30 protein-coding genes and 2 pseudogenes are annotated in these 20,026 nt (G+C 65.8%); 4 read left to right on the plus strand and 28 right to left on the minus strand.

Annotation, left to right across the window (positions count from 1 at the left end; all coding sequences use genetic code 11):
• Positions 1 to 47 precede the first annotated feature (47 nt).
• The 23 genes and pseudogenes from secY to J2728_RS12220 form a co-directional block, all read right to left on the minus strand.
• The gene (secY, locus tag J2728_RS12110) at positions 48 to 1,403 is read right to left on the minus strand and encodes a preprotein translocase subunit SecY (RefSeq protein WP_309999378.1); all 1,356 of its coding nucleotides are present in this window, start codon (positions 1,401 to 1,403) and stop codon (positions 48 to 50) included.
• A 219-nt stretch (positions 1,404 to 1,622) separates the two neighbouring features.
• The gene (rplO, locus tag J2728_RS12115) at positions 1,623 to 2,108 is read right to left on the minus strand and encodes a 50S ribosomal protein L15 (RefSeq protein ID WP_013078660.1); all 486 of its coding nucleotides are present in this window, start codon (positions 2,106 to 2,108) and stop codon (positions 1,623 to 1,625) included.
• 163 nt (positions 2,109 to 2,271) lie between these two features.
• Positions 2,272 to 2,457 carry a 50S ribosomal protein L30 gene (rpmD, locus tag J2728_RS12120; RefSeq protein WP_058348448.1) on the minus strand — a complete coding sequence of 62 codons (186 nt, stop codon included), beginning with the start codon at positions 2,455 to 2,457 and terminating at the stop codon, positions 2,272 to 2,274.
• 3 nt (positions 2,458 to 2,460) lie between these two features.
• Positions 2,461 to 3,066, minus strand: a complete 606-nt coding sequence (rpsE, locus tag J2728_RS12125) for a 30S ribosomal protein S5 (protein WP_309999381.1) — start codon at positions 3,064 to 3,066, stop codon at positions 2,461 to 2,463.
• 10 nt (positions 3,067 to 3,076) lie between these two features.
• Positions 3,077 to 3,427 carry a 50S ribosomal protein L18 gene (rplR, locus tag J2728_RS12130; protein ID WP_252634392.1) on the minus strand — a complete coding sequence of 117 codons (351 nt, stop codon included), beginning with the start codon at positions 3,425 to 3,427 and terminating at the stop codon, positions 3,077 to 3,079.
• A gap of 3 nt (positions 3,428 to 3,430) precedes the next feature.
• On the minus strand, positions 3,431 to 3,964 hold the full coding sequence (gene rplF / locus J2728_RS12135) for a 50S ribosomal protein L6 (RefSeq protein WP_309999383.1): 534 nt from the start codon (positions 3,962 to 3,964) through the stop codon (positions 3,431 to 3,433).
• Between the two features lie 18 nt (positions 3,965 to 3,982).
• Entirely contained in the window at positions 3,983 to 4,381 is a 399-nt protein-coding gene (rpsH, locus tag J2728_RS12140) for a 30S ribosomal protein S8 (RefSeq protein ID WP_013078656.1), read from the minus strand.
• A gap of 10 nt (positions 4,382 to 4,391) precedes the next feature.
• Entirely contained in the window at positions 4,392 to 4,697 is a 306-nt protein-coding gene (gene rpsN / locus J2728_RS12145) for a 30S ribosomal protein S14 (protein ID WP_013078655.1), read from the minus strand.
• Positions 4,698 to 4,720: 23 nt separating this feature from the next.
• Complete coding sequence (gene rplE / locus J2728_RS12150) at positions 4,721 to 5,278, minus strand: 50S ribosomal protein L5 (RefSeq protein ID WP_010919139.1); 558 nt, start codon at positions 5,276 to 5,278, stop codon at positions 4,721 to 4,723.
• Complete coding sequence (gene rplX / locus J2728_RS12155; protein ID WP_309999387.1) at positions 5,271 to 5,585, minus strand: 50S ribosomal protein L24; 315 nt, start codon at positions 5,583 to 5,585, stop codon at positions 5,271 to 5,273. The genes rplE and rplX overlap by 8 nt, the downstream gene beginning before the upstream one ends.
• Complete coding sequence (gene rplN, locus J2728_RS12160; RefSeq protein ID WP_010919137.1) at positions 5,585 to 5,953, minus strand: 50S ribosomal protein L14; 369 nt, start codon at positions 5,951 to 5,953, stop codon at positions 5,585 to 5,587. Before rplN ends, rplX begins: the two co-directional genes overlap by 1 nt.
• Positions 5,954 to 5,970: 17 nt before the next feature.
• The gene (gene rpsQ, locus J2728_RS12165; protein ID WP_013078652.1) at positions 5,971 to 6,210 is read right to left on the minus strand and encodes a 30S ribosomal protein S17; all 240 of its coding nucleotides are present in this window, start codon (positions 6,208 to 6,210) and stop codon (positions 5,971 to 5,973) included.
• 10 nt (positions 6,211 to 6,220) lie between these two features.
• Positions 6,221 to 6,412: a 50S ribosomal protein L29 gene (rpmC, locus tag J2728_RS12170; protein ID WP_004616922.1), complete on the minus strand. Its 192-nt coding sequence runs from the start codon at positions 6,410 to 6,412 to the stop codon at positions 6,221 to 6,223.
• Between the two features lie 5 nt (positions 6,413 to 6,417).
• On the minus strand, positions 6,418 to 6,849 hold the full coding sequence (rplP, locus tag J2728_RS12175; protein ID WP_309999392.1) for a 50S ribosomal protein L16: 432 nt from the start codon (positions 6,847 to 6,849) through the stop codon (positions 6,418 to 6,420).
• Positions 6,850 to 6,862: 13 nt separating this feature from the next.
• Positions 6,863 to 7,615 carry a 30S ribosomal protein S3 gene (gene rpsC, locus J2728_RS12180; protein ID WP_013078650.1) on the minus strand — a complete coding sequence of 251 codons (753 nt, stop codon included), beginning with the start codon at positions 7,613 to 7,615 and terminating at the stop codon, positions 6,863 to 6,865.
• Positions 7,615 to 7,995, minus strand: a complete 381-nt coding sequence (gene rplV, locus J2728_RS12185) for a 50S ribosomal protein L22 (RefSeq protein ID WP_013078649.1) — start codon at positions 7,993 to 7,995, stop codon at positions 7,615 to 7,617. Before rplV ends, rpsC begins: the two co-directional genes overlap by 1 nt.
• 2 nt (positions 7,996 to 7,997) lie before the next feature.
• Entirely contained in the window at positions 7,998 to 8,276 is a 279-nt protein-coding gene (gene rpsS, locus J2728_RS12190) for a 30S ribosomal protein S19 (RefSeq protein ID WP_309999395.1), read from the minus strand.
• Positions 8,277 to 8,279: 3 nt separating this feature from the next.
• Positions 8,280 to 9,119, minus strand: a complete 840-nt coding sequence (rplB, locus tag J2728_RS12195; protein WP_309999397.1) for a 50S ribosomal protein L2 — start codon at positions 9,117 to 9,119, stop codon at positions 8,280 to 8,282.
• 4 nt (positions 9,120 to 9,123) lie between these two features.
• On the minus strand, positions 9,124 to 9,420 hold the full coding sequence (locus tag J2728_RS12200; RefSeq protein WP_010919129.1) for a 50S ribosomal protein L23: 297 nt from the start codon (positions 9,418 to 9,420) through the stop codon (positions 9,124 to 9,126).
• Positions 9,420 to 10,058 (minus strand): 50S ribosomal protein L4, encoded by a 639-nt coding sequence (rplD, locus tag J2728_RS12205; RefSeq protein WP_013078647.1) that lies wholly within the window; start codon positions 10,056 to 10,058, stop codon positions 9,420 to 9,422. The genes J2728_RS12200 and rplD overlap by 1 nt, the downstream gene beginning before the upstream one ends.
• Complete coding sequence (rplC, locus tag J2728_RS12210; protein WP_013078646.1) at positions 10,058 to 10,822, minus strand: 50S ribosomal protein L3; 765 nt, start codon at positions 10,820 to 10,822, stop codon at positions 10,058 to 10,060. Before rplC ends, rplD begins: the two co-directional genes overlap by 1 nt.
• Positions 10,823 to 10,835: 13 nt before the next feature.
• A complete protein-coding gene (gene rpsJ, locus J2728_RS12215) occupies positions 10,836 to 11,144 on the minus strand; it encodes a 30S ribosomal protein S10 (protein ID WP_004616952.1) in 309 nt (102 codons plus the stop codon).
• Between the two features lie 13 nt (positions 11,145 to 11,157).
• A pseudogene (locus tag J2728_RS12220) lies at positions 11,158 to 11,355 on the minus strand (hypothetical protein).
• A gap of 402 nt (positions 11,356 to 11,757) precedes the next feature.
• Here J2728_RS12220 and J2728_RS12225 point away from each other — a divergent pair.
• On the plus strand, positions 11,758 to 12,516 hold the full coding sequence (locus tag J2728_RS12225; RefSeq protein WP_309999402.1) for an outer membrane protein: 759 nt from the start codon (positions 11,758 to 11,760) through the stop codon (positions 12,514 to 12,516).
• Positions 12,517 to 12,609: 93 nt separating this feature from the next.
• Here the strand turns inward: J2728_RS12225 and J2728_RS12230 are convergent, their stop codons facing one another.
• From J2728_RS12230 to fdhD, 3 genes are all read right to left on the minus strand, one after another.
• Entirely contained in the window at positions 12,610 to 13,461 is an 852-nt protein-coding gene (locus J2728_RS12230; RefSeq protein ID WP_309999403.1) for a GIN domain-containing protein, read from the minus strand.
• Positions 13,462 to 13,551: 90 nt separating this feature from the next.
• Positions 13,552 to 15,849, minus strand: coding sequence for an FdhF/YdeP family oxidoreductase (locus tag J2728_RS12235; RefSeq protein ID WP_309999404.1), 2,298 nt, complete (start codon positions 15,847 to 15,849; stop codon positions 13,552 to 13,554).
• Entirely contained in the window at positions 15,849 to 16,664 is an 816-nt protein-coding gene (gene fdhD, locus J2728_RS12240) for a formate dehydrogenase accessory sulfurtransferase FdhD (protein ID WP_309999406.1), read from the minus strand. Before fdhD ends, J2728_RS12235 begins: the two co-directional genes overlap by 1 nt.
• Before the next feature lie 118 nt (positions 16,665 to 16,782).
• On the opposite strand from fdhD, the gene J2728_RS12245 reads away from it, so the two are divergent.
• Together J2728_RS12245 and J2728_RS12250 are read left to right on the plus strand one after the other, a co-directional pair.
• The gene (locus tag J2728_RS12245) at positions 16,783 to 18,426 is read left to right on the plus strand and encodes an FAD-dependent oxidoreductase (protein WP_309999409.1); all 1,644 of its coding nucleotides are present in this window, start codon (positions 16,783 to 16,785) and stop codon (positions 18,424 to 18,426) included.
• Between the two features lie 10 nt (positions 18,427 to 18,436).
• Complete coding sequence (locus J2728_RS12250) at positions 18,437 to 18,742, plus strand: UBP-type zinc finger domain-containing protein (RefSeq protein WP_309999411.1); 306 nt, start codon at positions 18,437 to 18,439, stop codon at positions 18,740 to 18,742.
• Between the two features lie 471 nt (positions 18,743 to 19,213).
• On the opposite strand, the gene J2728_RS12255 is transcribed toward J2728_RS12250, so the two are convergent.
• Complete coding sequence (locus tag J2728_RS12255; protein WP_404979738.1) at positions 19,214 to 19,459, minus strand: hypothetical protein; 246 nt, start codon at positions 19,457 to 19,459, stop codon at positions 19,214 to 19,216.
• Between the two features lie 186 nt (positions 19,460 to 19,645).
• On the opposite strand from J2728_RS12255, the pseudogene J2728_RS12260 reads away from it, so the two are divergent.
• A pseudogene (locus J2728_RS12260) lies at positions 19,646 to 19,795 on the plus strand (hypothetical protein); the annotation flags it as partial.
• Positions 19,796 to 19,873: 78 nt separating this feature from the next.
• Here the strand turns inward: J2728_RS12260 and J2728_RS12265 are convergent.
• Positions 19,874 to 20,026 (minus strand): EF-Tu C-terminal domain-related protein (locus J2728_RS12265; RefSeq protein ID WP_473701036.1); only part of this gene is annotated, 153 nt, incomplete at its 5' end.

Here is a 20,026-nt window from a genome sequence, read left to right on the forward strand (position 1 = left end):
TTTGTGACAAACCGGCTTCCGACGCTTGCAATTAAGTTGAAGCGTACCTAGCGGCCGCGACCGCCGCGCAGCTTCGACTTCTTGATGAGCCCTTCGTATTGGTGGGCCAGCAAGTGCGACTGGATCTGGGCAACGGTGTCCATGGTCACCGTCACGACGATCAGGATCGACGTGCCGCCCAGGGCGAACTGGTTCGACTTGATCGCCATCATCGCCAACTCCGGCGCCACGCAGACGGCCGTGATGTAGGCCGCGCCGATGACGGTCAGGCGGGTCAGCACGTAGTCCAGGTACTCGGCGGTGCGCTTGCCCGGACGGATGCCCGGCAGGAAGCCGCCGTACTTGCGCAGGTTCTCGGCCGTCTCCTCGGGGTTGAACACGACCGAGGTGTAGAAGAACGAGAAGAAGATGATCAGCAGGGCGTAGAAGATCAGGAACGCCGGGTGGCCATGCTGCAGCGCGCCCACCACGCCCGGCAGCCAAGAAGCCCAGGCCGGCAGGTTGGTGGTCTGCACGAACTGCATGGCCGTGGTCGGCAGCAGCAGCAGGCTGGAGGCGAAGATCGGCGGGATGACGCCCGCAGTGTTGATCTTCAACGGCATGAAGGAGCTTTCACCACCGATCATGCGGTTGCCTTGCTGGCGCTTGGGATAGTGCACCAGCAGACGGCGCTGCGAGCGCTCCATGAACACGATGGCCAGGATGGCGGCCACGCAACCGATCACGATCAGGAACAGCGGGGTGTAGTTGCCCGAGGTCTGCCCCTGGACCAGCATCTGGCCCAGCACGATCGGCAGGCGCGCGACGATGCCGGCGAAGATGATCAGGCTGACGCCGTTGCCGACGCCGCGGCTGGTGATCTGCTCGCCCAGCCACATCAGGAACAGGGTGCCGCCGGTCAGGGCCACGACCGTGGAGACGACGAAGAACACCTGGCCGATACCCTCGACCACGACGCCCGGCTGGGCCGCCAGGCCCATAGCGATCGAGGCCGACTGCACGACGGCCAGAACCACGGCCAGGTAGCGGGTGTACTGGTTGAGGGTCTTGCGGCCCGCCTCCCCGCCTTCCTTTTTCAGCTTTTCCCACGGCGGATAGACCGTGCCCATCAGCTGCACGATGATCGAGGCGCTGATGTAGGGCATCACGTTCAGCGAGAAGATCGCCATCCGTTCGACGGCGCCGCCCGAGAACATGTTGAACATGCCCAGGATGCCTTCGGAGTTGTTGTTGAACAACCGCGCGAAGGCGTTGACGTCGATGCCGGGGATCGGAACGTAGGAGCCCAGACGATAGACGATCAGGGCGATGATCGTGAACCAGATACGCTTGTGAAGTTCGCTCGCCTTTTGGAACGACGCGAAATTCATATTGGCTGCGAGTTGTTCGGCGGCCGAGGCCATACAGATCCCCACGACTCAGGAGCGCGATAGCCGAAAGCTGATACCGCTTCGGCGGCGATCGCGCTCTGAAATTAGGTTTCCCGGACCAGGCTGATCCGAGGAGAGCGCCACAAATAGGTGAGGCTCGCCGCGATGTCACGGCGAGCCTCGTAATTCTGTCATCCCGGTCGAAACGGTGTCCCGGAGCGCTAGGCGCTCAGCGGGATGACATCAGCCTTTTTAGGCTTCGGCTTGCGCCTTGGCCTTCTTGGTCACGGTGACCGAACCACCCGCGGCCTCGACGGCCTTGATGGCGGCTTCGGTGGCCGAGTAGACGGTCAGCTTCAGGGCGGTCTTGATCTCGCCCTTGCCCAGCAGCTTCACACCGTCCAGTTCGCGACGGATCACGCCGGCGGCGACCAGTTCAGCGGCGCCCAGCTCGGCGCCCTTCTTGAACTTGCCAGCGGCGACGGCCTGCTCCAGGCGCCACAGGTTCACTTCGGCGAACTCCAGGCGGAAGGGGTTGTTGAAGCCGCGCTTCGGCATACGCATGTGCAGCGGCATTTGACCGCCTTCGAAGCCGTTGATGGCGACGCCCGAGCGCGCCTTCTGGCCCTTCACACCGCGACCGGCGGTCTTGCCCTTGCCCGAACCGGGGCCGCGGCCAACGCGCATGCGGTTCTTGGTCGAGCCTTCTTGCGGGGCGAGTTCGTTCAGCTTGGTCATATGTGCCTCTCCTTGGAGATCTGCGCCCAGCCATCGGCTGGACTCGGCTTTTGAAAACAGAGCGCGCTTAAAACCCTAAAACGACCGAAAAATCAAATAGGGATTTCAAACGAAAACCACCCCGGCTTTCACCGGGGTGGCGTATTTCGCGTCTTGTAGAGGACTACTCGACGATTTCCAGCAGGTGCGCGACCTTGCGGATCATGCCGCGGACCGACGGGGTGTCTTCCAGCGTGGACACGCGGCCCAGCTTGTTCAGACCCAGACCGGCGAGCGTGGCGCGCTGGTCCTTTTCACGACGGATCGGGCTGCCGGTTTGGCGCACCGTGACTTGCTTAGCTTCAGCCATGACTTAACCCTCGATGGCTTCCGGCGCCGAGGCGCCGTCGGCGCGACGGCCGAGGATGTCACCAACCTTCTTGCCGCGCTTGGCGGCGATCTGGCGGGGCGACGATTGCACCTTCAGGGCTTCGAACGTGGCGCGCACCATGTTGTACGGGTTCGAGGAACCCGTCGACTTGGCCACGACGTCCTGGACGCCCAGGGTTTCGAGAACCGCGCGCATCGGACCGCCGGCGATGACGCCGGTGCCGGGAGGCGCCGCGCGCATCATCACCTTGCCAGCGCCCCAACGGCCAGCGCCGTCGTGGTGCAGGGTGCGGGATTCGCGCAGCGGAACGCGGATCATCGTCTTCTTGGCTTCCTCGGTCGCCTTGCGGATGGCTTCCGGCACTTCACGCGCCTTGCCATGACCGAAGCCGACGCGGCCCTTTTGGTCGCCAACGACCATCAGAGCGGCGAAGCTGAAGCGACGACCACCCTTCACGGTGGCGGCGACGCGGTTGATGTGGACGAGCTTTTCGACGATGTCGCTGTCGACCCGCTCTTCGGGGGCGTTGCGGTCGCGACGGTCACGGCGTTGACCGCCTTCACCGCGCTGTTGGTCACCACGAGCCATTTTCGTTCCCTTAGAAGTTCAGGCCGGCTTCGCGCGCGGCGTCGGCCAGGGCTTTCACCCGGCCGTGGAAGATGTAACCGCCACGATCGAACACGACGTCCTTGACGCCCTTTTCGATGGCGCGCTCGGCGACGAGCTTGCCGACAGCGGCGGCGGCATCCTTGTCCGCGCCCTTGCCTTCGGCTTCCAGAGTGGAAGCCGACGCGAGGGTCACGCCGCGTTCATCATCGATGATCTGGGCGTAGATGTTCTTCGACGAACGGAAGACCGACAGACGCGGACGACCGTTGGCGAGGCTCTTGAGGCGGGTGCGAACGCGCTGAGCGCGCTTGGCCGCCGATTCACGAGGAGAGAGCGCCATGGCTTACTTCTTCTTGCCTTCCTTGCGGCGAACCTTCTCGCCAGCATAACGCACGCCCTTGCCCTTGTACGGCTCGGGCGGACGAATGCGGCGGATCTTCGCGGCAATCTCGCCGACCGCCTGCTTGTCGATGCCGGCGATCTTGATTTCGGTTTGCTTCGGCGTGGCGAACGTGATGCCGGCCGGAGCCGCGACGTCCACATCGTGGCTGAAACCGAGCTGGAGGCTCAGGGCGGTGCCCTTCATGGCCGCGCGGTAACCGACGCCGACCAGTTCGAGGTTTTCCTCGAAGCCGGTGGTCACACCGTGAACCATGTTGGCCACCAGCGTGCGGGACAGACCCCACATGCCCTTGGCGCGCTTCGTGTCGACGCGCGGGGTCAGCAGGAGCTCGGAGCCCTCTTGCTTGACCTCGACTTCGTCGGCGATCGTCCACGACAACTGACCCTTGGGGCCCTTCACCGTGACCGTCTGACCCGCGAGCGTCAGGGTGACGCCCGAGGGGATTGCGACGGCTTTCTTACCGATACGTGACATGCTCTTTCCCTCCCGCGCCTAGTAGACGCGGCAGAGGACTTCGCCGCCGACATTAGCGTCGCGCGCGGCGGTGTCCGACATGACGCCCTTCGGCGTCGAAAGGATCGAGATGCCCAGGCCGTTCTTGATCGGCTTCAGGTCCTTGATCGACGAATAGACGCGACGGCCAGGCTTGGACACGCGGCTGATCTCGGCGATCACGGGCTCACCGTCAAAATACTTGAGCTCGATCTCGAATTCGGGGAACGCACCGGGCTTCTCGACCAGCGAGTAGCCGCGGATGTAGCCTTCGTCGGCCAGCACGTCGAGGACGCGGGCGCGCAGCTTGGAAGCCGGCGTCGAGACCTTCGAGCGCTTGCGCGTCGCGGCGTTCTTGATGCGAGCGATCATATCGCTCAGGGGATCGTTCATCGACATCTGATCGTCCTTACCAGCTCGACTTGACGAGGCCGGGGATCTGCCCCTGCGAACCCAGTTCGCGGAGAGCGATACGGCTCATCTTCAGCTTGCGGTAATAGGCGCGCGGACGGCCCGTGACTTCGCAGCGATTGCGGATGCGGATCGCGGCGCTGTTACGCGGCAGCTTGGCGAGCTTGAGGCGAGCTTCGAAGCGTTCCTCGAGCGGCAGGCTTTCGTCGTTGGCGATCGCCTTCAGCGCGGCGCGCTTTTCGGCGAACTTCTTGACGAGAGCCCGAACGGCTTCGTTGCGGTTGACGGCGCTTTTCTTGGCCATGGTTTCTTTCCCTTCCCGCTCTCTTAGTTCACGAACGGGAACTGGAATTCCTTCAGGAGAGCCTTGGCTTCCTGGTCGGACTTCGCAGTGGTGCAGACGATGATGTCCATGCCCCAGATCTGTTCGATCTGGTCATAGTTGATTTCCGGGAACACCAGGTGCTCCTTCAGGCCCATGGCGTAGTTGCCACGGCCGTCGAAGCTCTTGCCGTTCAGGCCGCGGAAGTCCTTCACGCGCGGCAGCGCGATCGTGACCAGGCGGTCGAGGAATTCGTACATCCGGTCCTTGCGAAGGGTGACCTTCGCGCCGACCACCATGCCTTCGCGCAGCTTGAAGCCGGCGATGGACTTGCGGGCCTTGGTGGCGACGGGCTTTTGGCCGGCGATCGCCTGCAGGTCTTTCAGAGCGGTCTGGGCCTTCTTGGAGTCGGCCACGGCCTCGCCGATACCCATGTTCAGGACGATCTTGTCCAGCTTGGGGATCTGCATCTCGTTGGTGTAGCCGAACTGTTCCTTCATCGCGGCGCGGATGCGCTCGCGATAAACGGTCTTCAGCCGGGGCTCGTAAGCTTGATCAGCCATTGATCACCTCGCCGGTCGTCTTGGCGACGCGCACCTTCTTGTCGCCTTCGATCTTGAAGCCGACGCGGGTGGGCTTGCCGTTGGAATCCACGACGGCGACGTTCGAGACGTGCAGCGCGGCTTCCTTGTGCTTGATGCCGCCTTGCGGGTCGGCTTGGGTGGCCTTGGTGTGACGCGAAACCATGTTCACGCCTTCCACGACAACGCGGTTGTCCTTCGGCAGGACTTGCAGGACCGAGCCTTGCTTGCCCTTATCCTTGCCGGCCAGAACGACGACGCGGTCGCCCTTCTTGATCTTAGCGGCCATTACAGCACCTCCGGAGCGAGGGAGATGATCTTCATGTGGTTCTTGGCGCGCAGTTCACGAGGAACCGGGCCGAAGATCCGCGTGCCGACCGGCTCGCTCTGCTTGTTCACGATCACCGCGGCGTTCTTATCGAAGCGGATGACCGAGCCATCCTTGCGCTTCAGATTTTGATTCACCCGAACGACGACGGCGCGAAGCACGTCACCCTTCTTCACGCGACCGCGCGGAATGGCTTCCTTGACGGAGACGACGATGACGTCGCCCACGCTGGCGTAGCGACGGCCTGCGCCGCCCAACACCTTGATGCACATGACCCGGCGAGCGCCAGAATTGTCAGCGACTTCCAGGTTAGTTTGCATCTGGATCATGGTCTAAACCTTCCAGATTAAGCGGAAGCCTTGGGAAGTGCTTCCCAGGTCTTCAGCTTGGACTTCGGAGCGCACTCGATGATGCGGATAGCTTCACCGGCCTTGTACGCGTTGGCTTCGTCGTGCGCGTGGTACTTTTTGGACTGACGCACGATCTTCTTCAGAACGGGGTGGACGATGGTCCGTTCGACCTTCACCACCACGGTCTTGTCGCCCTTATCGGAGACGACGACCCCTTCGAGGATACGCTTGGGCATATCGTTCTCCTTAAGCCGCGGCCTTGGCGCGCAGCACGGTCTTGATCCGCGCGATATCCTTGCGGATCTCGTTGACGCGGTGGGTCTTCTCGACCTGACCCGTGGCGGCCTGGAAGCGCAGGTTGAACTGCTCCTTCTTCAGGCTGATCAGCGTGTCGGCCAGCTGGTCGGGGGTCATACCCCGGATGTCAGCGATTTTCATGAGCCTCAGGCCTCCTGAGCCACGCCCGCATCGATGCGGGTGACAACACGGGTGCGGATCGGCAGCTTGGCGGCGCCCAGGCGGAGAGCTTCACGCGCGACATCGTCCGGCACGCCGTCGATTTCGAACATGATGCGGCCCGGAGCCACGCGAGCGGCCCAGTAATCCACGGCGCCCTTACCCTTACCCATCCGGACTTCGGCCGGCTTGCCGGTGACCGGCACGTCGGGGAAGATACGGATCCAGACGCGGCCTTGACGCTTCATCTGGCGGGTGATGGCGCGACGAGCCGCTTCGATCTGGCGAGCCGTGATGCGCTCCGGCTCGACGGCCTTCAGGCCGTACGAACCGAAGTTCAGCAGGGTGCCGCCCTTCGAAGCGCCGTGGATGCGGCCCTTGAACTGCTTGCGGAATTTGGTCTTCTTCGGAGACAGCATGGCGATCTAATCCTTAGGCGCGATCGCGACGGTCACGACGGTCGCCCCGGTCGGGACGATCGCCGCGCTCACGGCCGCCACCTTCGCCGGCGGGACCGGACTCGGTGGCCAGGCGCTTGTCGAGCGCCATCGGATCATGCTCCAGCACCTCGCCTTTGAAGATCCAGGTCTTCACGCCGATGATGCCGTAGGTGGTCTTGGCTTCGGCGAAACCGAAGTCGATGTCGGCGCGCAGGGTGTGCAGCGGCACGCGACCTTCGCGGTACCACTCCATCCGAGCGATTTCAGCACCGCCGAGGCGACCCGAGACGTTGATCCGGATGCCCTTGGCGCCGAGGCGCACGGCCGACTGGATCGAACGCTTCATGGCGCGACGGAAGGCGATACGACGCTCGAGTTGTTGAGCGATCGACTCGGCCACCAGCTGAGCGTCGGTTTCCGGCTTGCGGATCTCGACGATGTTCAGGTGGACTTCGCCCTCGGTCTGAACCGACAGATCCTTGCGGAGCTTGTCGATGTCAGCGCCCTTCTTGCCGATGATGACGCCCGGACGAGCGGCATAGATCGTGATGCGGCACTTCTTGTGCGGACGCTCGATGATGATGCGCGAGACACCAGCTTGGTACAGGCGCTTCTTCAGGGCGGCGCGGACCGCGAGGTCCTGATGCAGCATCTTGCCGTACTGGGCGCCGTCGGCGAACCAACGGCTGTCCCAGGTGCGGTTCACGCCGAGCCGCAGCCCGACCGGATTGACTTTCTGACCCATTAGGCGGCCTCACCCAGTTCGCGGACCACGATCGTGATCTCGGAGAACGGCTTCTCAACGCGCGTCGCGCGACCGCGAGCGCGGGGCGAGAAACGCTTCATGATCAGGTTCTTGCCCACATAGGCCTCGGCGACGACCAGGGAGTCGATGTCGAGGTTGTGGTTGTTCTCGGCGTTGGAGATCGCCGAGTACAGCGCCTTGCGGACGTCCTGAGCGATACGCTTGTGGCTGAACTCGAGCTCGTTGAGAGCGCGCTGGACGTTCAGGCCACGGATGGACTGAGCGACCAGGTTCAGCTTGCGGGCGCTGGTGCGCAGGGTGCGAACCTTGGCCATCGCTTCGGCGCCGTCGAGGCGGCGAGCTTGCTTTTGCTTGGCCATGATTACTTCCTCTTGGCCTTCTTGTCGGCGGCGTGACCCGGGAAGTTCCGGGTCGGCGCGAATTCGCCGAACTTCATGCCGACCATGTCTTCCGACACCAGCACGGGAACGTGCTTGTGGCCGTTGTGCACGCCGAAGGTCAGGCCGACGAATTGCGGCATGATCGTCGAGCGACGCGACCAGGTCTTGATGACGTCCTTGCGGCCCGACGACAGAGCGACATCGGCCTTCTTCAGGAGGTACCCGTCGACAAACGGGCCTTTCCAGACGGAGCGGGTCATGGCTTAGCGGCCCTTCTTCGCTTTGTGGCGCGAACGGATGATGAACTTGTCCGTGGCCTTGTTGACGCGGGTCTTGGCGCCCTTGGTCGGCTTACCAGCCGGGGTCACCGGGTGGCGACCGCCCGAGGTACGGCCTTCACCACCACCGTGGGGGTGGTCGACCGGGTTCATGGCGACACCGCGGACGTGCGGGCGACGGCCCATGTGACGAGAACGACCGGCCTTGCCGAGGTTCTGGTTCATGTGGTCGGGGTTCGAAACGGCGCCGACGGTGGCCATGCACGAGTCGAGCACCATGCGCAGTTCGCCCGAGTTCAGGCGGATCTGGGCGTAGCCGGCGTCACGGCCGACCAGCTGGGCGTAGGCGCCAGCCGAACGGGCGATCTGACCACCCTTGGCGGGCTTCAGCTCGATGTTGTGGATGATCGTGCCGATCGGCAGCGTGCGCAGCGGCGAGGCGTTGCCCGGCTTCACGTCGACCTTCTCGCCGGTGACGACTTCGTCGCCGGCCTTCAGGCGTTGCGGGGCCAGGATATAGGCCAGCTCGCCATCGGCCTGATACTTGATCAGGGCGATGAAGGCGGTGCGGTTGGGGTCGTACTCGAGACGAACGACCGTGGCCACGCCTTGCTTGCGACGCTTGAAGTCGACCAGACGGTACAGGCGCTTGGCGCCGCCGCCACGGAAACGGACCGCGATACGGCCGTTGCCGCCGCGACCGCCCGACTTGGTCAGGCCTTCGACGAGCTTCTTCTCGGGCTTGCCCTTGTGAAGTTCGCTGCGGTCGATCAGCACCAGGCCGCGCTGGCCGGGGCTGGTCGGGTTGAATTGCTTCAAGGCCATCTGATTAGAGCCCCGTCGTGATGTCGATCGACTGGCCTTCGGCCAGCGTCACGATCGCTTTTTTGACGTCGTTGCGACGACCCACGATGCCGCGGAAGCGCTTGGTCTTGCCCTTGGTCACGATGGTGTTGACCTTGGTCACCTTGACCTTGAACAGCTCTTCGACGGCGGCGGCGATTTCGTCCTTGGTCGCGTCGTTGGCCACCTTGAAGACAACCTTGTTCTGCTCGCTGAGCAGGGTCGTCTTTTCGGTGATCACCGGCGACAGGATCGTGTCGTAGTGGCGAGCGGTGGCGGCCATTAGGCGGCTTCCTTCTCAGCGAAACGAGCCGAGATCGCTTCGACCGCGTCCTTGGTCAGGACGAGGGTCTGGCGACGCAGCACGTCGTAGACGTTCAGGCCGGCGTTCGGCAGGACATCCACGTTCGGGATGTTGCGGGCGGCGAGCTTGAAGTTCGCGTCCACTTCCGGACCGGCGATGACCAGGGCGTTCTTCAGACCGATCTTGTCGAAGTTGGCGCGCAGGGCGGCCGTCTTCGGATCCGTCAGAACGGCGCTGTCCAGGACGACCAGCGAGCCCGACTTGGCCTTCGACGACAGAGCGTGCTTCAGGGCCAGGGCGCGGATCTTCTTGGGCAGGTCGAAGGCGTGGCTGCGGACCACGGGACCGTGGGCCTTGGCGCCGCCGACGAACTGGGCCGCACGGCGCGAGCCGTGACGGGCGCCGCCGGTGCCCTTCTGCTTGTACATCTTCTTGCTCGTACGAGAGACCTCGTTACGAACCTGAATCTTGTGGTTGCCCGAGCGGCGCTTGGCCAGCTGCCAGGTCACGACGCGCTGCAGGATGTCGCCGCGGATGTCGTCGATGCCGAAGATGGCGTCGTCGAGATCAACGGAACCGGCCTTGCCGCCGTCCAGTTTGATGACGTCGAGTTTCATTAGCCTTCGCCCTCTTCGGTCGCAGCCGCGGGGGCCTCTTCAGCGGGGGTTTCAGCGGCGGCCGGAGCCTCGCCAGCCTTGCGGAAGGCGCCCGGACGCGGAGCGTCGGCAGGCAGGGCCTTCTTCACGGCGTCGCGAACCTTCACGTAGCTGCCCTCGTGGCCGGGGACAGCGCCCTTGACCAGGATCAGGCCGCGCTCGACGTCAACCTTCCAGACGGTGACGTTGAGGGTGGTGACGGTTTCTTGACCCAGGTGACCAGCCATCTTCTTGCCCGGGAACGTACGGCCCGGATCCTGGCGGTTACCGGTCGAACCGTGCGAACGGTGCGAGACCGAAACACCGTGGGTGGCGCGGAGACCACCGAAGTTCCAGCGCTTCATGGCGCCGGCGAAACCCTTACCGACGGTCACGCCTTGGATGTCGACCTTCTGGCCGGCGACGAAGTGGTCGGCCGTCAGTTCGGCGCCGACTTCGATCAGGGCGTTTTCCTCGACGCGGAATTCGGCGACGACGCGCTTCGGCTCGACGGCCGCCTTCGCGAAGTGGCCGCGCAGAGCCTTGGAGGTGTTCTTGGCCTTCTTGGCGCCAGCGCCGAGTTGCAGGGCGGTGTAGCCGTCCTTCTCAACGGTGCGCACGCCCGTGACCTGGCAACCGTCGAGCGACAGAACGGTGACCGGCACGTGCTGACCGGCTTCATCGAAGAAGCGGGTCATGCCGAGCTTCTTGGCGAGGACGCCAGTGCGTTGGGTGGGGAGAGTCATAAGCGGGCCCTCCTTACAGCTTGATTTCGACGTCAACGCCGGCCGACAGGTCGAGCTTCATCAGCGCGTCCACGGTCTGCGGAGTCGGGTCAACGATGTCGAGAACGCGCTTGTGCGTACGGATCTCGAACTGCTCGCGCGACTTCTTGTCGACGTGCGGCGAACGGTTGACGGTGAATTTCTCGATAAGCGTGGGCAGGGGGATGGGGCCCCGCACCGTCGCGCCCGTGCGCTTGGCCGTATTGACGATCTCGCGCGTGGAATGATCCAACACGCGGTGATCGAAGGCCTTGAGCCGGATGCGGATGTTCTGACGATCCATATCGCTCGGTTTCCTAGTGGGCTGCGCCCGCGTCTCGAACCATTTCAAAGACCAACTCGGAACCCAGATGGGCTCCGTACGCAGCGTCCGCAAAACAAAATCCCCAACAGTCGCCTGTCGGGGGTGAAGACCAGATATCGCGCCACTTCCTAGAAAGGTTTGGCGCTATGTCCGGGCGTCTCGCGAACCGCGTTTGAGCCCTAGAGCTCACAGCCGGTCCAACAGAGGCGCGCTTGTACGTTCCAGAATCGGTTTCGTCAAGCGCTCTGTCCGGTTCGTCTCGTCCGCAAGGACTCGAGTCGTCGGGCGGGACCTGGATAGGCGCCCGAGGCGCCTCGCGCAAGACCCCCGCAAACATAACGTCGGTCGACTTTTAACACATTCAGACCAAAGCGAGGAATGAACGTGCGCCCGCGAGCGCGTAGTCGGAATTCTCGCCTCCGCAAGTGTCACAAAAATGCATTATTCGCCTCTCAAGCGTCGCTGCTGGTCTTGAGCGACCACCCAAACCTCCATAGATGCCGCCCCTCCCCGGCGGACTGGGCGGCCCCTCCCCCCAACAACGACCGCCCCGCCAGCCGGAGGAGCCACAGTCACTAAGGGGATAGACCCAATGCGTACCAAGCTCTTCGCCACCGCCGCCCTGATCGCCGCCGCCGTCTCGGCCCCGGCCTTCGCCCAGAACGTGGGTTCGGTCGGCGCGGCCGTGAACTACACCGACATCAACACCAAGCTCGGCGGCGGCCACGGCTCGTCGGCCGTGATCGACGGCTCGGTCGCGATCCCGCTGCAAGGCGCCTGGACCGTGACCGCCAACGGCGACGTCTCGATCTCGGACAACGACCTGTCGGACGACACCATCGCCTCGGGCGCCGCCCACCTGACCACCAAGATCGGCGACACCTGGCGCGTCGGCGGCTTCACCGCCCTCTCCCGCCCGGCCAACGACACCGTCTGGGCCGTCGGCGGCGAAGCCCACAAGTACCTGTCGAACGTGACCCTGTCGGGCGTCGCGGCCTACGGTCAGTCGAACGACCTGGACGCCGACCTCTACACCGTCCGCGGCGACGCCCGTTACTTCGTGACGGACAACTTCCGCCTGGACGCCGGCGCGGCCTGGTCGCGCATCGACACCAACGTCAATGCTGACCTGTGGGACGTGAATGTCGGCGGTGAGTACAAGTTCACCAACTCGGGCTGGTCGACCTTCGCCAAGTACACCCACAGCGAATCCGACGACCTGGCCGACCTGAACGCCGACGCCATCAAGGTGGGCCTGCGCTACACCTTCGGCGGCAGCCTGAAGGACCGCGACCGCGCCGGCGCCGACCTGATCTCGGCCGGCGACCTGTTCGGCTTCGGCGTCCGCTAAACACGGAACGCTGGACCAAGGGTCCGGACATGAAGAAGGCCCCGGGAGCGATCCCGGGGCCTTCACTCTATATATATATGTGTGTGGCGCGGCCTACTGGCCGATGATGACGTCGCCCGAGCCGGCCACGTGCTTTTTCACCGGGCCGTTGACCTTGGCGATCTTGACGTCGCCCGAGCCCATCACGCTGACCTCGACCGCGTCGGCCTCGCCATTGAACGTCACGTCGCCCGAGCCCATCACGCTGACTTCGATGGCGCGGCTACGGCCACCCGCGACGGTGATGTCGCCGGAGCCGGCGATGTTGCCCTCGAGCTTGCCCGAAATGCTCGCGGCCCGAACGTCGCCAGACCCAGCGATGTTGGCCTCGAGGTCGCCAGCGATCGCCTGGGTGCTGACGCTGCCCGAACCGGCGATGCTGATTTCCGCCGAACCCGCGGAGCCCGTCCGGGTGTCGCCCGAGCCGGCCTGGCTGACTTCCAGTTTTCCCTTGGTGTTGGCCACCGTCCAGTTGCCGCAGCCGGCATTACCCAGCTCGACGCTATCGGAGCGGCCGATGTCGCCGAACACGGCGCCGCCGGCCCCCACCTCGACGTTCATCGGCGTGCGGATGGCCACTTGCGGAATGTTGTCGTAGGCCACCTCGCCCACGCCTCGCACTCGGATCGAAGCCTTGCCGTTGTGACTGTTGCAGCCGTTGATCCGGCCCCTGCGCAAATTGCCGTCGATGACCACGTCGGCGCCATTGGTCCTCAGAGTCAGCGGCAGGCTGGCGTTGGTGGTCAGGAACTCGACCTTGATGTCGGACCGGTTCTCCGGAATGACGACGACGCGGGCGACGGCGTCCTTGATCTTCACGGACGGCGCGGCCTGGGCGGCGCCGCCAACGGCCGCGGTGGTGGAAATGGCGGCGGCCAGAACGGCCAGGGTGGTCATAGCGCGCATCGGTAAGCTCCCCATCGGATGCGTGTATCTCGATGGGGGCAAGCTAGCGGCGCTTCATCCGAACCACGACTTAATTCGCGGTCATGACCTCTAAGTCATGGAGCGCCATTCCGCCTGATGCCGTCGCACCCGCACCGGCGCGGACTTGTAGGCGGGCGTGCCCGAACGCTGATCGTGGTCATCCAGCGCGATGACGACATTGGTCTCGGGATAGTAGGCCGCCAGACAGCCCGGCGGGATGTCGCGCGCCACGATCGTGAACGCTCGCGCCACGCGCTCGCCGCTCTCGTCGAAGGCCGCGCCGACGTCGATCAGGTCGCCTTCGGACAGCCCCATCCGCGCCATGTCCTCGGGATTGGCGAAGACGACGTCGCGCCGCCCGAACACTCCCCGATACCGGTCGTTATTCCCGTAGATGGTCGTGTTGTACTGATCGTGGCTGCGCAGGGTGGTCAGGATCAGCACGTCGGGATCGCCCCGGCGCGGATCGCCGCCCTTGGGGTCGAAGACCAGGAAGTTGGCCTTGCCGGTCGCCGTCTTCCATACCCGATCCGAAGGCCCCACCGGCAGACGGAAGCCGCCCGGGACCCGGACCTTCTCGTTGTACCCTGCGAAGGCCGCCGGGAAGACTCGGGCGATCAGGTCGCGGATCGCGTCATAGTCGTTGGCGAGGCCAGTCCAGTCGATCAGCGGATCCTGGCCGAACGTCGCCGTCGCGATCCCGGCGACAATCGCGGGCTCCGATAGCAGGTGCTCCGACGCCGGCGGATTGAGGCCGCGGGAGGCGTGGACCATGGACATGGAATCCTCGACCGTCACCGACTGGCGCACCCCTGCCCGCACGTCCAGCTCGGTCCGGCCCAAGCACGGCAGCAGTAGCGCGGCCTTGCCGACCAGCAGGTGCGTACGGTTGGGCTTGGTGGCCACGTGCACGGCCATGTCCAGCTTGCGCATGGCCGCGAAGGTCCGCACCGGGTCGGGCGCGGCGACGGCGAAGTTGCCACCCAGGCCGACGAAGACCTTGGCCTCGCCCCGCTCCATCGCCGCGATCGTCTCGATCACCGTGTGGCCGTGGGCGCGGGGCGGCTCGAAGCCAAAGACGTCGCGGATCGAGTCGGACAGCGCCTCCGAAGGCTTCTCCCAGATACCGACCGTGCGATTGCCCTGGACGTTCGAGTGGCCTCGCAACGGACAGATGCCCGCGCCCGGCCGGCCGATATTGCCCTTCAGCAGCAGCAGGTTGACCAGCTGTTGCACGGTCTGGGAGCTATCGCGGTGCTGGGTAAGGCCCATGCCGTAGCAGAGGATCGTCGCCTTGGCCTTGGCGTAGGTCGCCGCCGCCTCCTCGATCCGAGCGCGTGGCAGTCCGCAGCCCGCCTCGATCGTCGCCCAGTCCAGCGCCTCGAGGTGGGCCGCAAGGGCTTCGAAACCGGTGGTGTGCTCGGCGATGAAGTCGCGATCCAGCACGCCACCGTCGCGGGCCTCCAAGGCCAAGACGGCCTTCATCATCCCCTGCACCAGCAGGGCGTCGCCGCCGATGGTCAGTTGGTAGTAGGCCGAGGCGATCGGGGTCGAGGACAGGGTCGCCATCTCGACCGGGTCCTGCGGCGAGGCGAACTTCTCCAGCGCCCGCTCCCGCAGCGGATTGAAGGCCAGGATCGTCGCCCCGCGCCGGCTGGCCTCGCGCAAGGTCGCCATCATCCGCGGGTGATTGGTGCCGGGATTGTGCCCGAAGCACAGGATCAGGTCGGCGTGGTCGAAGTCCTCCAGCGTGACCGAGCCCTTGCCCAGGCCGATCGAGTCCGGCAGGCCAACGCTGGTCGGCTCGTGGCACATGTTCGAGCAGTCGGGGAAATTGTTGGTGCCAAAGCGCCGGCCCAAGAGCTGATACAAGAACGCCGCCTCGTTCGAGGCCCGGCCAGAGGCGTAGAACTGCGCCTGGTTCGGATCGGCCAGCGCCTTCAGCGCCGCGCCGCTTCGGGCGAAGGCCTCGTCCCAGGTGATGGCCTTGTAGCGGTCGTCGGCCGGATCATAGGCCATGGGCTGGGTCAGCCGGCCCAGGTCCTCGATGGCGTGGTCGCTCCAGGTCAGCAGCTCGCTGACGGTGTGGCGGGCGAAGACCTCGGGGGTCGCGCGCTTGCTGGTCGCCTCCCACGCCACGGCCTTGGCGCCGTTCTCGCAGAACTCGAACGACGAGGTGTGCTTGGGATCGGGCCAGGCGCAGCCCGGGCAGTCGAAACCCTCCGGCTGGTTGGCCCGCATCAGGGTTTTACCGCCCTCGACCACCGTCTCCTGATCGACCAGGGCGCCGGCCACCGCCTTCAGCGCGTCCCAGCCGCCGGCCGGATGGCGATAGGGGCGAACGCCCGGGGTCTTCTCATTCGCCATCAGACGGGCTCCGGCTGGGTTTCGATCAGGCGCTCGCCGCCGGCGAACACCGCGTGGCCATCGGCGCGGGCAAGGGCCACGAGCGTGATCCCCGCCTCTTCGGCCTTGGCGATCGCCAGGTCCGTCGGCGCCGAGACCGCGACCAAGATCGGGCAGCCCATCCGCGCGGTCTTCTCGACCATCTCGAACGAGCAGCGGCTGGTGACGACGACGAAGCCGCTCGCCGCGTCGATATCGGCGCGCGCCAAGGCGCCGGCCAGCTTGTCGAGCGCGTTGTGACGACCGACGTCCTCGCGGACCAAGACGAGCCCGCCCTCCGTCGAGAAGAAAGCGGCCGCGTGGGTGGCCCGGGTCAGCCGTCCGAGCGCCTGCTGTTCCTCCAGCGTCGCGAGCGCGGCGGGGATGGCGTCATGCCGGATGCGCGCCCCCGGCCCCACCGACGGCAGCGGCCGCACCGCGTCGGCCAGTCGCTGCACGCCGCACAGCCCGCAACTAGAGCGCCCTTCGAGATTTCGGGGCCGCGCCTTGCGGGCCAGGGCGCCGGGCGCGAAGGCCACGTCGACCAGGACGCCCAGGTCTTCTTCCTTGATGGTGACGGCGGTCACGTCGCCCGCCCTGGCGACGCCTTCGGTGATCACGAAGCCCAGGGCCAGTTCGTCCAGATGCTCCGGCGTCGCCATCAGCACCGTGTGCGGACGACCATCGAAGGACAGGCCAACCGCCGTCTCGCGCGGCGTGATCCGTTCGAAGGGTCGCGCGGCGTGGTCGGCGCGCCATTGGACGGCGGAACGAGGAGCGACGGATGAACGCGACATGCCGGAAGCCTACTCCGAGGGCGCCGGGCGGTATAGTCGATGACGAAACGGCGTGATTGTTCAAAATCGTCCTCGATCAGCCCATGACCAAACGTCAATCGTGGCGCAATCTCTGGTCATGGCTGGCACCACCTTTGAAACCCGTCGCGCCCAGATGTTTCCCCGGCTGGGCCCCGATGAGATCGATCGCTTGCGCCGCTTCGGCCAGGTCATCCAGGCGCGCTCGGGCGAAGCCCTGGCCACGGCCGGCGTGGCCTCGCCTGGCCTGTTCGTGGTGCTGGCCGGCCGCGTGGCGATCAGCCGCCGCGACGCCAACCGCGAAAGCCAACCGATCGTCGAGCACGACGCCGGCCAGTTCATTGGCGAAATCGCCCAGCTCTCGGGCCGGCCTTCTCTGGTCGACGTCGCCGCCCTCACCGACGTCGAGGTGCTGCTGATCTCGCCCGAGCGTCTGCGCGCGGTGCTGGTGGCCGAGGCCGAACTTGGCGAAATGATCATGCGCGCGCTGATCCTGCGGCGGGTCAGCCTGATCGAGACCGGCGCGGGCGGGCCGATTATCATCGGCCGCGCCACCGACGCCGAGGTGATCCGCCTGGCCGGCTTCCTGGCCCGCAACGGCCATCCCTACCAGAACCTCGATCCGGACCAGGTGGACTGCGCCAAGGTGCTGATCCAGCGGTTCGAGGTCGACGAGAGCGAGCTGCCGATCGTCCTGTGCCCAAACGGGTCGATCCTGCGCCAGCCGACCAACCACCAGTTGGGCCGTTGCATCGGCCTGGTCGGCCCGATCGACGAGAGCAAGGTCTACGACGTCGCCGTGGTCGGCGCCGGCCCGGCCGGGCTGGCGACGGCGGTCTACGCCGCGTCCGAGGGGCTGTCGGTGCTGGTGCTGGACACCCGCGCCTTCGGCGGCCAGGCCGGAGCCTCGGCGCGGATCGAAAACTATCTCGGCTTCCCCACGGGGATCTCGGGCATGGCCCTGATGGGGCGCGCCCATGGCCAGGCCCAGAAGTTCGGCGCGGACCTCGCCATCCCCGACGAGGTCGCCTCGTTGGCCTGCGAGGACGACGGCCTTCACCGCTATCGCTTGGCCCTGGTCAGCGGCGAGAGCGCTCACGCCAAGACGGTGGTGATCGCCAGCGGCGCTCGCTACCGACGCCTCGACGTCGACAATCTCGACCAGTTCGAAGGCTCCAGCGTCCACTACTGGGCGTCGCCGCTCGAAGCCAAGCTCTGCGCGGGCCAGGAGGTCGCCCTGGTCGGCGCCGGCAACTCGGCCGGCCAGGCGGCCGTCTACCTGGCCAGCCACGTCAAGAAGGTCTGGATGATCGTGCGCGGCCAGAGCCTGGCGGCCACCATGTCCCGCTACCTGATCGATCGCATCGAGAGCACGCCGAACATCGAGGTGGTCGTCCGCGGCGAGGTCGTCGCGCTGGAAGGCGAAGGCGGCCAGCTGTCGGCCGTGCGCTGGCGTGGTCCGGGTGGCCAGGAGACCACCCAGGCGATCGGCCACCTGTTCCTGTTCATCGGCGCCGCGCCGAACACCAGCTGGCTGAACCAATGCCAGGTCGAGCTCGACAACCACGGCTTCGTGCGGACCGGGACCGACCTGGCCCCCGGCCACCCGCTGCTGCAGACCAGCCGCAAGGGCGTGTTCGCGATCGGCGATGTCCGGGCCGGCTCGGTCAAGCGGGTCGCCGCCGCCGTTGGCGAAGGGGCCCAGGCCGTCGCCGCCATCCACGCCTATCTGGCCAACGCCTAAGGAGCCCCCGATGGCCTGCATGCACGGCGACGCGATCCGCCTGGTCACCCCCAGCGCCAAGGGCTGCGAGGAATGCCTGAAGACCGGCGGCTGGTGGGTGCACCTGCGCCTGTGCCGGACCTGCGGCCACGTCGGCTGCTGCGACGACAGTCCCAGCAAGCACGCCTCCGCCCACTTCCGCGCGACCCGTCACCCGATCATCGAGGGCTATGACCCGCCCGAGGGCTGGGGCTGGTGCTTCATCGACGAGGAGTTCGTCGAACTGCCGGATCAGACGAAGCAGGTGGGGCCCATTCCGAGGTTCGTGGAGGGCTAGGCGCGACGCGGCGCCCTTCCGCCGGTTGAGCCGGCGGGCTTGGGAGGCGGCGGAGCGTCCGGGCAGGGCCCGGATGAGTGTTTAGTGGAGTACCGTTTCGGCCGAGGCCGGAGCGCTCCGCGTGACCTGTGCTCCGGAGCCCTCGACGCGCGGGGTCTTAACCCGCTTCCGAAAGAGGCCCCGGGCGGGCGGAGGAAGATGCGTTCCCTCCGGACCACGCGGGCGATTTCAGCCCGCGCCTGCCGCGCCTGTCTCCCTCGCCGCCCGGCTTTCGTCCCGATGTTTCAGGGAGCCCGTCCGGATCCGTCGCGAAGGCGGCCCGAAGGCCAAGACCAGCGCTTCCCGCTCGATCACCCCCGCCGCTCGTTCGGTCGCCAGCTGAACGCCCTCCCCCGCGACGGGGCGAGGAGAAGTATGGGCGAGGTTTTGGGGGTGATGCGTCGATTTTGGATGGGCTCGTGGGTCGGGGGCTTAGGGTGTTGAGTTTGTTGGGGTTGGAAGGGGGAGCGCTCGTGCGCAGACGGGCGTTGAGATCCCTCTCCCATAGGGAGAGGGCGGGGCCCGCCGCGAAGCGGTGGGAGGGAGAGGGGTTACAAGGTTCGAGGCCCTGCCGGCGCTCCGTCCGACTCCGAAACCCCTCTCCCCGGCCCTCTCCCTCTGGGAGAGGGAGTCGCGTGCCCCTCCCTGTCCAGGAAGGGAGCCTTCCTTACATCTCACGGCGAGACGATCGCCGGGCTGTCCCGGTCACTCAAGGACGACGCTACGCGTCGCCGCGGCGCGGCCGCTCGGAGAGCGGTCCTTGACTGACCTGGTCAGTCCGGCACGCTGCCGCCTCCAAGAGATGTAAGGCTCACACCGACCTGGGGGTCGGCTTACGACCCATGACGGACGGTTGGAAAATCCTCCCCCCAGAGGGGGAGGAGGCCGAAGGCCGGAGGGGGAAGTCCCGCCGAGCCGGCTTCTTCCCCCTCCGTCGGCTTCGCCGACACCTCCCCCGCTGGGGGGAGGATCTTGTCCGACAGCCACCCATCTCGGACCTTGGCATCGTCCGCCCCGCCCCAAAGCAAAAAGGCCCCGGAGATCGCTCTCCGGGGCCTTCGCATTGTCAGCCGAAGCTAAGACGGTCGAGGATTACTCGACGATCTTCGCCACGACGCCGGCGCCGACGGTGCGGCCGCCTTCACGGATAGCGAAGCGGAGCTTCTCTTCCATGGCGATCGGGGTGATCAGCTCGACGTCCAGCTCGGCGTTGTCGCCCGGCATGATCATTTCCACGCCTTCGCG

Origin of the sequence: Caulobacter segnis (assembly GCF_031454995.1) — a bacterium.
GTDB classification, from domain to species: Bacteria; Pseudomonadota; Alphaproteobacteria; order Caulobacterales; family Caulobacteraceae; genus Caulobacter; species Caulobacter segnis_E.